The 14,426-nt window shown below is 70.3% G+C and carries 10 protein-coding genes; 1 reads left to right on the plus strand and 9 read right to left on the minus strand.

The genetic code is table 11. The annotated features are described in order from the left end of the window. Positions 1-47: 47 nt before the first annotated feature. The 7 genes from OG842_RS03440 to OG842_RS03470 form a co-directional block, all read right to left on the minus strand. Positions 48-878, minus strand: a complete 831-nt coding sequence (locus tag OG842_RS03440; RefSeq protein ID WP_266727302.1) for a sugar phosphate isomerase/epimerase family protein — start codon at positions 876-878, stop codon at positions 48-50. A gap of 144 nt (positions 879-1,022) precedes the next feature. Next, positions 1,023-2,450, minus strand: coding sequence for a polysaccharide lyase 6 family protein (locus tag OG842_RS03445; RefSeq protein WP_266727304.1), 1,428 nt, complete (start codon positions 2,448-2,450; stop codon positions 1,023-1,025). A 29-nt stretch (positions 2,451-2,479) separates the two neighbouring features. After that, positions 2,480-3,913: a polysaccharide lyase 6 family protein gene (locus tag OG842_RS03450; RefSeq protein WP_266727306.1), complete on the minus strand. Its 1,434-nt coding sequence runs from the start codon at positions 3,911-3,913 to the stop codon at positions 2,480-2,482. Positions 3,914-3,960: 47 nt separating this feature from the next. Further along, a complete protein-coding gene (locus OG842_RS03455) occupies positions 3,961-5,286 on the minus strand; it encodes an alpha-L-fucosidase (RefSeq protein ID WP_266727308.1) in 1,326 nt (441 codons plus the stop codon). Positions 5,287-5,395: 109 nt separating this feature from the next. Beyond that, the gene (locus OG842_RS03460; protein WP_266727310.1) at positions 5,396-6,262 is read right to left on the minus strand and encodes a carbohydrate ABC transporter permease; all 867 of its coding nucleotides are present in this window, start codon (positions 6,260-6,262) and stop codon (positions 5,396-5,398) included. Next, complete coding sequence (locus OG842_RS03465; protein WP_266727311.1) at positions 6,259-7,221, minus strand: carbohydrate ABC transporter permease; 963 nt, start codon at positions 7,219-7,221, stop codon at positions 6,259-6,261. The genes OG842_RS03460 and OG842_RS03465 overlap by 4 nt, the downstream gene beginning before the upstream one ends. Next, complete coding sequence (locus OG842_RS03470) at positions 7,218-8,465, minus strand: ABC transporter substrate-binding protein (RefSeq protein WP_266727312.1); 1,248 nt, start codon at positions 8,463-8,465, stop codon at positions 7,218-7,220. Before OG842_RS03470 ends, OG842_RS03465 begins: the two co-directional genes overlap by 4 nt. Positions 8,466-9,055: 590 nt before the next feature. On the opposite strand from OG842_RS03470, the gene OG842_RS03475 reads away from it, so the two are divergent. Beyond that, positions 9,056-10,066 carry a hydroxyacid dehydrogenase gene (locus OG842_RS03475; protein ID WP_266727313.1) on the plus strand — a complete coding sequence of 337 codons (1,011 nt, stop codon included), beginning with the start codon at positions 9,056-9,058 and terminating at the stop codon, positions 10,064-10,066. Positions 10,067-10,421: 355 nt separating this feature from the next. Here OG842_RS03475 and OG842_RS03480 read toward each other — a convergent pair whose 3' ends face one another. Both OG842_RS03480 and cobN read right to left on the minus strand, forming a co-directional pair. Beyond that, positions 10,422-10,658 carry a hypothetical protein gene (locus OG842_RS03480; protein WP_266727314.1) on the minus strand — a complete coding sequence of 79 codons (237 nt, stop codon included), beginning with the start codon at positions 10,656-10,658 and terminating at the stop codon, positions 10,422-10,424. 158 nt (positions 10,659-10,816) lie between these two features. Then, complete coding sequence (gene cobN, locus OG842_RS03485) at positions 10,817-14,413, minus strand: cobaltochelatase subunit CobN (protein ID WP_266733414.1); 3,597 nt, start codon at positions 14,411-14,413, stop codon at positions 10,817-10,819. Between the last annotated feature and the right edge of the window lie 13 nt (positions 14,414-14,426).

Consider the following 14,426-nt stretch of genomic DNA (forward strand, 5'->3'; position numbering starts at 1 on the left):
CGGTGGTGTGGTGGGTCGGTGGCCGCTGGTCGAGTGTGCCCGGTGCCCTAATGAAGCACGTCCTGGGGCAGCGGCCCCTGACGGTGACCTGCCACGCGCCGAAGCGTCGCGGCCTCGTGCGCCAGCACGGCGGGGTCGTCGCCGGGCACGAACTCCAGCAGCGCGTCCATCGGGACGCGCCGTTCGTTCAGCAGGCCGAAGACCCCGGTCCACAGCTCCGCACGCTCGGCCAGCCGCAGCCGGCGGTTGCCCGGCCACCACGAGAAGACGTGTACCGCGCTGACCCGGTCGACGAGCCGGGAGAGCCCCGCCAACGCCTCGTCGTCGGGGGCGTTCAGCGGCGGTTGCCAGTAGGTACGGAGATTGTCCTCGCCGACCTCGTCCAGCAGCCGGAGCGTCGAGTCGACGGTGTCGGTGAGGGTCCTGGAGTGGAACTCCAGCGCGAGTTCCAGCCCGTGGTCCGCGCCGATCCGGGCCGCCTCCCGCAGACAGGCCACGGTTGCGCCCCGCTCCTGCGGTGTGACGGCCGCCGATCCGACCCCGCCGGCCCAGACCCGTACCCGTGGCGCCCCCAGGAGTACCGCGGCACGGGCGGTCCAGGGGAACGCGGCCAGCTCGTCCTGCGTGGCGCGGAAGTAGGAGCCGTACGAGCAGCAGGTGAGTCCGTGACTGTCGCCGGCCTCGCGGGCGGCGCGGAGCATGTCGGGTTCCGTCGCGGGTGCGTGCACGTCCGCCCCCCACTCGACCGCTTCGAGGCCCGCGTCCGCGGCCCGGCGTGCGACCTCTGCCGCCGGCAGCTGCCGGAAGGTGACCGAGCACAATCCGGGTCTGGTCACGGTGGTGCCCGGGGCGCGGTCCCGGGTCTCGCTGCCTGTCACGGCGTTCCCTTCCTTCGGCCGCCTGGCGGCGGTCCTCCTCTGCGGGACGGCGCCCCGCCCTGCCGTGGAGCCCGGCTACGGCCTGCGGCCGGGCTCCACTGAAGCGACCGTCTCACCGGTGGTGCCGTCACCACCGGTGTCACCTCACGATGCGTTCGGACCGACGTCCGCGGCCGTGAGGGGGTGGCGGAGCGCGGGCGCCGTCGAGTACTCGTCGGCGCCGATGTCCCGCGTACTGCCCCGGGTGTCACCGTCGATGTCGTCTGCCACGGCGGGGCTGCCCAGGGTCGCCGCGCCGATCGCCGGGCTTCCCGCCGACAGCCGGGCGACGCCGTCCGTGCCGGTCACCAGCTTCGGGTCGGCGCGGGTGTAACCACCGGAAGGGATGTTGCCGTTGGCGGCCGCACCCCACAGCATGTTGGTCTGCCAGGTGAAGCCGGTGGTCGTCCCCATCGCGACGAGGCTGCCGGAGTCGCCGACCAGCAGGTTGTCGGCGATGACGACGTCCCGGGGCTCGTACGTCCGGGTCTCGCCCGACAGCGTGCTGGAGTTGCCGATCAGGGTGTTGTGCACGATCACCGCGCGGTCGCAGGCGTCGTTGCCCCGCCGTTCGTCCTGCGTCTCCCCGGAGTTGTGGTCGCGGGTGGTGCCGCTGCCGACGACCAGGGCCCGCGCGGACAGTCCGCTGAGGTAGTTGTTGACGATCACGTGGTCGTTGCCGTACAGCCGTACGCCCTCGCTGCCGCCGATCAGGTAGTTGCCCTCCACCCTGGAGCGGTTTCCGTGCCGCAGCACGATCCCGCCGCGGCTGTTGCGGATGGTGTTGTAGCGGATGGTGTTGTCGGAGGACTTCACCGAAATGGCTTCGGGGTCCCCGTCCGCGTGCTCGAACAGGTTGTACTCCACGACCGCGTGGGCGCCGGACAGCGCCCGTCCGCTGACGCCGAGCCGGATCGACTCCCCGCCGTTCTCCCCGGCGAAGCTGTGGTTGGAGAAGTGGTTCCTGAGGATCTGGATGTTCTGGGCCATGTCGGTCGAGCCGGGGCCGTCCACGACGAGGAAGATGCCGGCGGTGGTCTTGTCGTGGAAGTGGTTCCGGTCGATCTTCGTGTTGTTCGCCCGTACGACGACCCAGTACGCATCGCCGGTGTCCACGTGCTGGAAGTCGTTGCGGGTCAGCCGGATCGACGAGCAGCTCGCCGGGATCTCCAGCGTGGTGCTCTGCCGGAAGGCGAAGCCGCTGACGGTGATGTTGCTCGAATCGGTGAATACGAAGCTGCGTTCACCGCGCAGCACCGCGCCGCCGCGGGACTTGGAGACGATGGTGATAGGTGCGGCGGCGGTGCCGTTCTTGCCGGACACATTGATCGCACCCCCCGACGGAACGGTGTACGTGCCGTCGGCCACGATGATCCGGTCGCCGGGTACGGCGGCGTTGATCGCGCTCTGGAGTTCGGCCAGGGAGCCGACCGGCTTGTCGGCCGCCGAGGCGTCGACCGACATCGAGGTGCCGAGTGGCACGGCGGCGAGTGCTGCCACCGCGGTACCCCTGAGGAACGTGCGTCGTTGCATGGTGCCTCCTGCGTTGTGGGGGGATCTGGTCAGCGGGCGTCGGGGCCGACGTCGGCCGTGGTCAGTGGTCCGCGCCGGGGCGGCCGGTGCGAGTACTCGTCCGCGCCCACGTCCCGGTGCCGGCCGCGCGGCTCTCCGTCGATGTCGTGGGTGACCGGTGGCCGCCTGAGCGTGCCCGCGTCGATCACCGGGCTGTCCGCGCCCGGCCGGGCGATGCCGTCCGGACCGGTCACCAGCTTCGGGTCGACGCGGGTGCCACCGCCGGAAGGAATGTTGCCGTCTGTGGCGGCACCCCACAGGATGTTGCCGGACCAGTTGAACCGCACGGTGTTCGCCATCGCGACCAGCTCGCCCGATTCCCCGACGAACAGGTTGTCCGCAACGGTCACGTCGCGCGGCTCGTGGGGGCGTTGGCTCTCGCCGGAGAGCGTGCCCTTGTTGTTCGCCAGGGTGTTGTACGCGATGAGGACCCGGTCGGGTGCGTCGTTGCCGCGGCGGGCGTCCGGCGACTCGCCGGGCAGGTGGTCGCGCTCCGAACCGCTGCCGATCACCATGGCCCGGCCGGCGAGTCCGGCGAGGTGGTTGTTGACGATCACATGGTCGTTGCCGTAGATCCGCACGCCTTCCGTGCCGGCGACGAGGTAGTTGCCGTCCACCCGGTTGCGGTTTCCGTGCCGCAGGACGATTCCGCCGATGCTGTCGCGGATGGTGTTGTGCCGGATGACGTTGTCCGAGCTCTTGACGGAGATGGCCTCCGGGTCGCCGTTGGCGCGCTCGAACAGGTTGTACTCCACGACGGCGTGGGCGCTGGACAGGGCCCGGGGGCTGACGCCGAGCCGGATCGGCTCTCCGCCGTTGGAGCCGGCGAAGGTGTGGTCGGAGAAGTAGTTCCTGAACACATGGACGCGCTGGGCCATCTCCTCCGTGCCCGCGCCCTCGATCCCGAGGTAGATGCCGAGTGTGGATTTGCCGTGGAAGTGGTTGTGGTCGACCTTGCTGTCGTCGGCACGCACCATCACCCAGTGCAGGCCCTCGATGTCGGCGAGCTGGAAGTCGTTGCGGGTCAGCCTGATGTGCGAGCAGTTCGGGGGGATGTCCAGGGTGCTGCTCTGGCGGAAGGAGAAGCCGCTGAGCGTAATGTGGCTGGACGCGTCGAGGACGAAGCTGTGTTCGCCGTCGAGGACGACGCCGCCGCGCGTGCCGGCGACGATGGTGATGGGTGCGCGCTCGGTGCCCTGCTTGTTCCGGATGGTCAGGGGCCGGTCCGGCGGAACGGTGTAGGTGCCGTCGGCCACGACGATGCGGGTGCCCGGCCGTGCCCCGTCGATGGCGGCCTGGAGTTCGTCCAGCGAACCGACGGCGACCGGGGCCACCGCCGCGCTCGCGGTCGGGAGAGGGCCGGTGGGGGCGACGGCGATCGCCGCCCCTGCCGCGGAAGCCATGAGGAACGTGCGGCGTTGCATGGTGCCTCCGTGAGTGTGGTGGTGGATCGAGGGGGCCGGTGCCGGTGTCAGCCGTCGGCCCGGTCTGCCGGGGTGTCCAGGAACAGCTCGATGACCGGCACCGGGGTGTCGGGGCGCTGGACGGGGATTTCGAGAGTGAGCGTTCCGGCGGGCTGCCCGCCCATCTCCGTGTTCATGGCGGGCCGGTCCGGGTCGATGTGGACCTGGATGATCTCCGAGGCGTCGTTGAGCAGTTGGGCGTAACGCACCCGGCCGGCGAGTCCCGGCAGGTGCAGATGGCGCAGCGGCCAGGCGAGCAGGTGGACGTAGAGCCGGTCGCCGCGCTGGGTGTACCGGCACTCCGGCGGGGCGGTGTACGGGGACGGGCCGCAGCCCCGGACCGACCTCTCGTGCAGGTCCATCCAACGGCCGATCTCGCCGAGGACTGCGACGGCGCGCGGTTCGAGGTCGCCGCGGCCGGTCGGGCCGACGTTGAGCAGCAGGTTGCCGCCCTTGGACACGCCGTCGACGAGCATGCGGATCAGCAGGTCGGCGCTCTTGTGGTCCAGGTTGTCGCGGTCGTAGCCCCAGCTCCCGTTGAGCGTCTGGCACGCCTCCCACAGCACGGGCCGGCCGTCCTTGGTCATGGGGCCGGAGGGCTGGTACTGCTCGGGCGTGATGAAGTCGCCGGGCAGGCCGGTCCGGTCGTTGACGAGGATGTGCGGCTGGAGTTCGCGGACCGTCTCCAGCAGCTTCGGGGAGTCCCAGTCGTCCGGGCCCTTGCCGCCCCACCATGTGCGCCCCGCGTACGAGAAGTCGAAGAACAGGTAGTCGACGCGTCCGAAGGAGGTCAGCAGTTCGCGGACCTGTCCGTGCAGATAGCGCTGGTAGTCGCGGATGTCGCGGTCGGCGGCCGCGGCCTTGAACTCCTCGTCGTCGCGCTGCGGATGGGTGCCGTCCACCGGGAAGGACGGGTGGTGCCAGTCGATCAGGGAGTAGTAGAGACCGACCTTGAGCCCTTCGGCCCGGCACGCCTCGACGAACGGTCCGACGAGGTCGCGGCCGTACGGGGTGTTGGTGACCTTGTACTCGGTGAGGGCGCTGTCCCACAGGCAGAAGCCGTCGTGGTGCTTGGTGGTCAGGACGACGTAGCGCATGCCCGCCGCTCTGGCGGCCCTGGCCCACCGGACCGGGTCGTAGCGGTCGGGGTCGAAGTGGTCGAAGTAGACCTGGTACTGCTCGTCGGTCAGCTTCTCCCGGTTCTTCACCCATTCGTGCCGTGCGGCGAGCGAGTACAGGCCCCAGTGGACGAACATGCCGAACCGGTCGGTGGTGAACCAGGTCGTGTCCGGGGCGGCGGGCGCGGGAACCGGGGTCTCGGCGCTCGGGGTCATGGGGGCATCGTTCCTTGTCGTCGGCGTCCGGTGGCGTGTTCGGTGCGCCGCCGGAGGGCTGGTCGTACAGGTCGTGCGGGGGAGGTTCGCGCGCGGACGGTCTGCCGGGTCAGCCCTTGAGGGCGCCGGAGGACAGGCCGTGCACGAAGGAACGCTGGAAGAACAGGAAGACGATCACGGAGGGGAGCAGGGCCAGGAGGGAGGCGGCCATCACCACTCCGGGGGTGACGGCGGGGTCGATCCGCAGGGTCCGCAGCGCCAGCGGGAGCGTGTACGAGGAGGAGTCCGTGGAGACCAGGAGGGGCAGCAGGTACTGGTCCCAGATCATGGTGAAGCCGAAGACTCCGATGACCCCGAGGGCGGGCTTGCACATCGGCAGGATGATCTGGGCGAAGATGCGCAGGTCACCGGCGCCGTCGATGCGGGCGGCCTCTTCGAGTTCCCGCGGCACGTCCTTCATGAACTCGGTCATCACGAGGATGGAGAATCCCCAGGCGCCCAGCGGGACGATCATTCCGGCCAGGGTGCCGATGAGATTGAAGTGGACGACCGGCAGGTCGGAGAGGATCAAGGAGAGCGGGAGGGCCAGGATCTCCTCGGGCAGCATCAGCGTGGCGAGGATGGCGACGAGCACCAGCGTCATCCCGGGGAAGCGCTTCCTGGCCAGTGCGTACCCGGCGAGGACGGAGACGGCCACCTGGAGCAGCAGCCCGAAGCCGACGACGAAGAACGAGTTCAGCAGGTACCCGAGCACGCCCTGGTCGAAGGCGATCCGGAAGTTGTCCAGAGTGGCGCCCGAGGGGATGACACTGAGCTGGGTCGGGTCCTTGACGTGGCTGAAGGCGCTGACCAGCAGGGCCAGCAGGGGGCCGGCGAAGACGATCAGGACCAGCAGGTAGGTGACGGCCTTCAGGATCCGCCCGCCCGGACTGCGGCTCTCCGTCAGGCCCAGCGCGGTCTCGGTCGGCGCGTTCATTTGCTCTCTCTCCGTCGCAGCAGGTGGACGACGACTGTCAGGATCAGCGTCGCGATGAACAGCAGGACGGCTCCCGCCGCGCCGACGCCGAGTCTGTTCTGCTCGAGGCCGAGCTTGTAGATCAGGGTCATCACGACCTCGGTGGAGCCGTCGGGCCCGCCGTTGGTGAGCAGGAACACCTCGGTGAACACGCGCAGTCCGCGGATCGCGGCGAGGATGAACAGGATCGAGAACACCGACCGCAGCCCGGGCACCGTCACGTGCCAGACCCTTTGCAGCCTGGAGGCTCCGTCGACCTTCGCGGCCTCGTACAGGCCGCGGTCCACGCTGGTGAGGCCGGCGAGGAAGATCATCATGTCGTAGGGGGCGCCCCGCCAGATGCCGGTGAGCATGATGGAGGCCATCGAGGTGTCGGGGTCGTTGATGAATCCCGAGGGGCCGAACCCCACCAGGCCGAGGATGGAGTTGAGCATGCCGTCTTCGGTCGGGTGGTACATGATCCGCCAGAGTTCGGCGACGACCGCGATCGGCACCACCACCGGCAGGAACGCCGCGGAGCGTACGAATCCGAGCCTGCGGCCCTGCCCCTCCATCAGCAGCGCGAGCGCGAGGCCGAGGGCCATCGAGCCGGCCGTCTGTCCGGCGGCGAGGACGACGGTGTGCCAGGCCGCCTCGCGGAAGCCGTCGGACTGGAGCACCGTGGAGTAGTTCTCGGTGCCGACCCACCTGTTGCCGAGGTAGGGCTGGACGTCCTGGAAGGACATGGTCAGCGCGCTGACCATGGGGATGAACTTGAAGTACAGGAAGAGGAGCAGTGCCGGCGCCAGGAACAGCCATGGCGTCCACCACCGGCCGGCCCGGCGGTCGTGCCCGCGGCGGCCGGTGGCCGCGCGGCCCGTTTTCCGGGTGGCGGGCCCGGCCGCCGGGAGGGCGGCCGGGTCCGCCTGGTCAAGACTCATGACGCGGCGATTCCCTGTTCCTTGAGGATGTCGGCGAGCTGCTTGTCGAGCTCCTTGAGCTTGGCCCCGGTGTCCAGGTCGCAGTCGGCCATCAGTGCGTTGACGGTCTCCGCGGTCGTCTGCCGGACGGGGGTCCAGTTCGGGATGGACGGCGCGTACCGGCCGGCGCTCTGGTAGACCTCGGCGTACGTCTTCCAGCGGGGGTCGGGACGCACCGCGGAGATGTCCACCGTCTTGTTGACGGGCAGCTGCACGGTGAATCCGGTGTCGCCCGCCATCCCGGTCTTCTGGCCCTCGGCGGAGATGGCGTAGTTGGCGAAGGCGTCCTGGCCCGCCATGTTCTCGGAGCCCGCCATCAGGTAGATGGACCCGCCCTCGGCGAGCACGGTGGCGTCCTTCGCGCCCTTGGGCATCGGGACGACCTCGTACTTGTCCTTGCCGAGGGTCTCGTCGAAGCGAGGCAGCAGGTACGGGCCGACGACGAACATGCCGGTCCGGCCCGCCTCGAACGTCTCGTTCGTGGGCGGGGTCTCCATGGTCACGGCGCCCGGCTGGATGACCTTGTTCCTGCAGCCGAGGTCGCGGAACCACTGCACGGCCTGGACCGATTCCTTCGTGGTCATCGCGGGCTTGTACTTGCCGCCCCCGGCGTCGGCGATGAAGTCTCCGCCCGCGGCCCAGAGGAAGTTGGAGAAGTACCAGGAGGCGTATCCGCGCTTGGTGGACAGCGGTGCGGCGAGACCATAGGTGTTCTTCTTGCCGTCGCCGTCGGGGTCCTTGGTGGTGAAGGCCTCGGCCATCGCGGCGAAGTCGTCCCAGCTCTGCGGGACTTCGAGCTTCAGCTTCTCCCGCCAGTCCTTGCGGATGAGCAGCGCGGACGCCTGCGCCGAGTACGGCAGGCCGAACTGCTTGCCGTCCACGCTCTTGCCGGAGTCCAACCCCTGGCCGACGATCTGCTCGGCGTTCTTGAGCTTGTCCAGGTCGATCTCCCTCAGCAGGCCCTGGCTGTGCATGGCGCCGAGCTGCGTCACATCGTTCATGACGATGTCGGGCAGCTTCTTCTGCGCGGCCCGCTGCTGAAGCTTGGTCTCGAAGTCGTCGAAGATCGCCGTGACCTTGACCTTGTAGCCCGTGGCCTTCTCGAAGGCGGCGGCGAGCTTGAGCGCTCCCTGCTCTCCCGGACCGCCCGGTGTCGTCCGGGTCCACAGTTCGAGCGGTGCCTTCGAGTTCTGCTTGGCGTCCACTCCCGCAGGCCCTGATGTACAGCTGGTGAGGACAAGTGCGGAAGCGAGAACACCCGCACCGATCCACCGCGATCTCTGCATGACAACTCCTGTTTCGCCGCATCACAGCTGGCCTGGAAGCGCTTGGTCACAGCTGGCCTGGAAAGCGCTTGCTGGGGACGCTAACGGCGTCCGAATCCTTGGTCAATAGTCCGATGAATACAAAACCCTCGCGAAGACCCACAACAGCCTTGCCGAACCTGCCCCCACACCCCTCCCCCGCCGTCCGCCACCTCGGGATGCGACCGGGACAGTTGGCGAAATCCCCTGGTGAGCCACTGTTTTCGCCGCCTGGCGCACCGATGGGCCGGCTGTGCACCGTTGACAGGTGAACGCGAAAGCCTGCGGTTCGGCGAGTTCCGGGTGACCGATCTCCATCCGAGGACTCACCAATCATCCGATGTATCGTGCCTGCAAGCACACCGACCAAGGCAACGAACAAGCCACGTCAATCTTCAACACCGGGTCAGACATTTCCCCACGCGCCCGACCAGGGACCACGAGTGGAATCACTGACCGCCTGTCAGCGAAGAGCCGAGGAGCGTAACGCCATGAACGAGCCGGCCCGCACACCGACAGCCTTGTTGGTCATGGAGGAAGAACGCAGGGCGGACGTCTATCCCCGCGAGGTCCTAGCCGAAGTGGAACGTCTCGTACACCTGCAGGGTCCACCCCTCACCCGGCAGCAGCTCGACGAGGATCCCGACGTGCTGCGACAGGTCGATGTCCTGCTCACGGGCTGGGGCGCGCCCGTGCTCGATGCCGCCTTCCTCTCGCGTGCCCCCCGGTTGCGGGCGGTCTTCGTCGCCGCGGGCTCCGTGCGGCACCTGACCACGCCGGCCTTCTGGGCACGCGGCGTCCCGATCGTCTCCGCGGCCGCGGCCAACGCCGTCCCGGTCGCGGAGTTCACTCTCGCCCAGGTCCTCCTGGGCCTCAAGCAGGTGCATCGCATCGCCCGGGACGTCGCGAGCAGCCGCCGTTTCCCGCACAACCCCCAGGTGCCGGGGGCCTACCGGTCACGCGTGGGCCTGCTCGGGCTCGGGCACATCGGCCGTCTCGTCGCGGCCCACCTCGGCCGCTTCGACGTCGAGGTCCTCGCCACGGATCCCCTCGCCTCCCCCGACACCGCCCGGCAGGCGGGCGTCCGGCTGGTCGGCATCGAGGAGCTGTTCGCCACCTGCCATGTCGTCAGCCTCCACGCGCCCCTCCTGCCCGAGACCCGCGGCACGATCGGGGCACGGCTGCTGAATTCCCTGGGGCCGGGCGCGACGCTGATCAACACCGCACGCGGCGCGCTCATCGACGAGACCGCCGCGGCGCAGGTCCTGCACGCCAGACCCGACCTCACCGCCGTACTCGATGTCACGCACCCGGAGCCTCCCGCCCATGACTCGCCACTCTTCACCCTTCCCAACGTCGTCCTGACACCCCACCTCGGCGGTGCCCTCGGGGCCGAACGCCATCGCCTCGGAGAGCTTGTGCTCGACGAACTCCGACGCTTTATACATGACCAACCTCTCCAGCACGCGATCGACCCCGCCCGCGCCGCCTCGCTGGCCTGATGCGGCGGCGGCAGACCTGGGACGTCAGCGAAACGTCAGCGAAACGTGCGTGGAACGTCAGCGCGGGACGGGAGAGTTCGGGGCCCGGCCGAGCCGTCGGCCCCGGCCTGTGACGCGCTCGTGGGTTGGCGTTTTGTAATCGCGAGCCGAGGTTCGGGTGTTGGCTCGCGGTTCTGGGTGTTGGGTCCCGAGTTGTTGGGTCCCGAGTTGTTGGGTTTCCGCGTGCCGGTTTCCGCGCGTTGGGTTTTCGGACGGTGGTCGCGGACCATCGTCGGCGCCCCGCCGAGCTGCCGCCGGAGGTCGGGCGGCGATTCGAACCCGCCGCCCGACCCGCGGGGCCGCCGCGCGGCAACTCTCAGTGCGGCCGCCAGTGGAACTTCCCGCCCCCCACCCACCGCACCACAGTCGGGTCGTCGAGGTCATGGACCTTGATTCCTGCGGCCGAGGCGGCGGCAAGCACATCCACCATCGAGGTTGCCGCGCTCACCACCTCCCCGTCGATCTCCACGAGGCGGAAGGGCGGGTCACCGGGCTGCACCGCGAGCACGGTGATCCGGGCCGACGAGATGTAAGGACTGGCACTTTCGGTCATGCGTAGATCGCTTCCACGCCACGGGCGACACTATGCCCGGCGGCAGGACGGGTAACGCCCCTTCGCTGAACAGTGCGTCTACCTGGGGCAATGGGGTGACGCCCCCGGGGCCCGGACACCCGTGACCGACCGCTGGTCCGGAGCCGGGCCCCCGGGAGTCAGTCCTCGCCCTCCAGGTCGCCCTCCGTCTCCAGGTACGCCTGGCGCAGGGCGTCGAGGATCGCCGGGTCGGGCTTGGCCCACATGCCGCGGGACTCCGCTTCCAGGAGGCGTTCCGCGATGCCGTGCAGGGCCCATGGGTTGGCCTGCTGGAGGAACTCGCGGTTCGTCGGGTCCAGGACGTACGTCTCGGTGAGCTTGTCGTACATCCAGTCGGCGACCACGCCCGTCGTCGCGTCGTAGCCGAAGAGGTAGTCGACGGTGGCGGCCAGCTCGAAGGCGCCCTTGTAGCCGTGCCGCCGCATCGCCTCGATCCACTTGGGGTTCACCACCCGGGCACGGAAGACCCGGGAGGTCTCCTCCACCAGGGTGCGGGTGCGGACCGTCTCGGGGCGGGTGGAGTCGCCGATGTACGCCTCCGGGGCGGTGCCGCGCAGGGCGCGGACGGTGGCCACCATGCCGCCGTGGTACTGGAAGTAGTCGTCCGAGTCGGCGATGTCGTGTTCGCGGGTGTCGGTGTTCTTGGCCGCGACCGCGATCCGCTTGTACGCCGTCTCCATCTCCTCGCGGGCCGGGCGGCCGTCGAGCTCGCGTCCGTAGGCGTAGCCGCCCCACACCGTGTAGACCTCGGCGAGGTCCGCGTCGGTGCGCCAGTCGCGGGAGTCGATGAGCTGGAGCAGACCGGCGCCGTACGTGCCGGGGCGGGAACCGAAGATACGGGTGGTGGCACGGCGTTCGTCGCCGTGGGCGGCCAGGTCGGCCTGGGCGTGGGCGCGTACGTGGTTCTGCTCGGCCGGCTCGTCCAGGGAGGCGACGAGGCGGACCGCGTCGTCGAGCAGGCCGATGGTGTGCGGGAAGGCGTCGCGGAAGAAGCCGCTGATGCGCAAAGTGACGTCGATGCGCGGCCGGCCGAGCTCGGCCGGCGGGATCGCCTCCAGCCCGGTCACACGGCGCGAGGCGTCGTCCCAGACCGGGCGGACGCCGAGCAGGGCGAAGGCTTCGGCGACGTCGTCACCGGCGGTGCGCATCGCGCTGGTGCCCCACAGGGACAGGCCGACCGAGGTGGGCCAGTCGCCGTTGTCGGTGCGGTAGCGCTCCAGGAGCGAGTCGGCCAGGGCCTGGCCGGTCTCCCAGGCGAGGCGCGAGGGTACGGCCTTGGGGTCGACGGAGTAGAAGTTGCGGCCGGTCGGCAGGACGTTGACCAGGCCGCGGAGCGGGGAGCCGGAGGGTCCTGCGGGAACGAATCCGCCGTCCAGGGCGTGCAGGGCGTGGTCGAGTTCGTCGGTCGTGGCCGCCAGCCGCGGGACGACCTCGCGGGCGGCGAAGGCGAGGATGTCGGCGACCGCCCGAGGGTGCCCGGCCGCCACCTCGGCGACGGCGTCCGGGGACCAGTCGGCGTCCTCCATCGCCTGGACCAGTGCGCGGGCCCGCTCCTCCGCCTCGTCGGCGGTGACGCGGGTCGCGGCGGACTCGTCGAGCCCGAGGGCCTCGCGCAGGCCGGGCAGGGAGGCGGTGCCGCCCCAGATCTGGCGGGCCCGCAGGATCGCGAGGACGAGGTTGACCCGGTCGGCGCCGGCCGGGGCTCCGCCCAGCACGTGCAGGCCGTCGCGGATCTGGGCGTCCTTGATCTCGCAGAGCCAGCCGTCGAGATGCATGATGAACTCGTCGAAGCCCTCGTCCTCGGGGCGGTCCTCCAGCCCCAGGTCGTGGTCGAGCTTGGCGGCCTGGATCAGGGTCCAGATCTGTGCGCGGATCGCCGGGAGCTTCGCCGGGTCCATCGCCGCGATCTGGGCGTGCTCGTCCAGGAGTTGTTCGAGGCGGGCGATGTCCCCGTAGCTGTCGGCCCGTGCCATCGGCGGTACGAGGTGGTCCACCAGGGTGGCGTGGACGCGCCGCTTGGCCTGCGTCCCCTCGCCCGGGTCGTTGACCAGGAACGGGTAGATCAGCGGCAGGTCGCCGAGGGCGGCGTCGGGGCCGCAGGCGGCGGAGAGGCCGGCGTTCTTGCCGGGCAGCCACTCCAGGTTGCCGTGCTTGCCGAGGTGGATCATGGCGTCGGCGCCGAAGCCGTTGTCGTCGGCGGAGGCGGCGATCCAGCGGTAGGCGGCCAGATAGTGGTGCGAGGGCGGCAGATCGGGGTCGTGGTAGATCGCGATCGGGTTCTCGCCGAAGCCGCGCGGCGGCTGGATGAGGATGAGCAGATTGCCGCGGCGCAGGGCGGCGAGCACGATGTCGCCGTCCGGGTTGCTCGACCGGTCCACGAACATCTCGCCCGGGGCGGGGCCCCAGTGCTGCTCGACGGCTTCGCGGAGCTCGGCCGGGAGGGTCGCGTACCAGCGCCGGTAGTCGGCGGCCGGGATCCGGACCGGGTTGCGGGCCAACTGCTCCTCGGTGAGCCACTCCTGGTCGTGGCCGCCGGCCTCGATCAGGGCCCGGATCAGCTCGTCGCCGTCGCCCGACACGAGGCCGGGGACCTCCTGCGTACCGAAGTCGTATCCCTGGTCGCGGAGTCGGCGCAGCAGGGCGACGGCGCTGGCCGGGGTGTCGAGACCGACGGCGTTGCCGATCCGGGAGTGCTTGGTCGGGTACGCGGACAGCACGAGCGCGATCCGCTTCTCGGCGGCCGGGATGTGGCGCAGCCGGGCGTGGCGCACGGCGATCCCGGCGACGCGGGCGGCGCGCTCGGTGTCGGCGACGTACGCGGGCAGGCCGTCCTCGTCGATCTCCTTGAAGGAGAACGGCACGGTGATCAGGCGGCCGTCGAACTCGGGGACCGCGATCTGGCTGGCGGCGTCGAGCGGGGAGACGCCCTCGTCGTTGTCCTCCCAGTCGGTGCGTGAACCGGTGAGGCAGAGCGCCTGGAGGATGGGGACGTCGAGGCCGCTGAGGACGCCGGCGTCCCAGGACTCGTCGTCGCCGCCCGCCGATGCCTCGGCCGGCCGGGTGCCGCCCGCGGCGAGGACGGTGGTCACGATCGCGTCTGCAGCGCGCAGCGCTTCGATGAGCTCGGGCTCGGGGGTGCGCAGCGAGGCGACGTACAGCGGCAGCGCGCGGGCGCCGGCGTCCTCGACGGCATCGCACAGGGCGTCCACGAACGCGGTGTTGCCGCTCATGTGGTGGGCGCGGTAGTAGAGCACGGCGACGACCGGGCCGTCGGTGCGGCGGGCGGTGCGCTCCAGCGGGCCCCAGGAGGGTGCCGGGGCGGGCGGTGCGAAGCCGTGGCCGGTGAGCAGGACGGTGTCGGAGAGGAAGCGGGCGAGCTGGTCCAGGTTGGCGGGTCCGCCGTGGGCCAGGTAGGCATGGGCCTCGGCGGCGATGCCGATGGGGACGGTGGAGGCGGCCATCAGCTGGGCGTCGGGGGCCTGTTCGCCGGTGAGGACGACGACGGGGCGTCCGGTGGCGAGGACTTGGTCGAGTCCGTCCTGCCAGGCGCGTACGCCGCCGAGGAGGCGGACGACGACCAGGTCGGCGCCGTCGAGGAGCTCGGGCAGGTCCTGGAGCGGGAGCCGGGAGGGGTTGGCGTAGCGGTAGGGGACCGGGCCGTCCGAGGCGCGGGCACTGAGCAGGTCGGTGTCGGACGTCGACAGGAGCAGGATCATGCGGCGTCGGGCC

Source organism: Streptomyces sp. NBC_00376 (assembly GCF_036077095.1).
GTDB lineage: Bacteria > Actinomycetota > Actinomycetes > Streptomycetales > Streptomycetaceae > Streptomyces.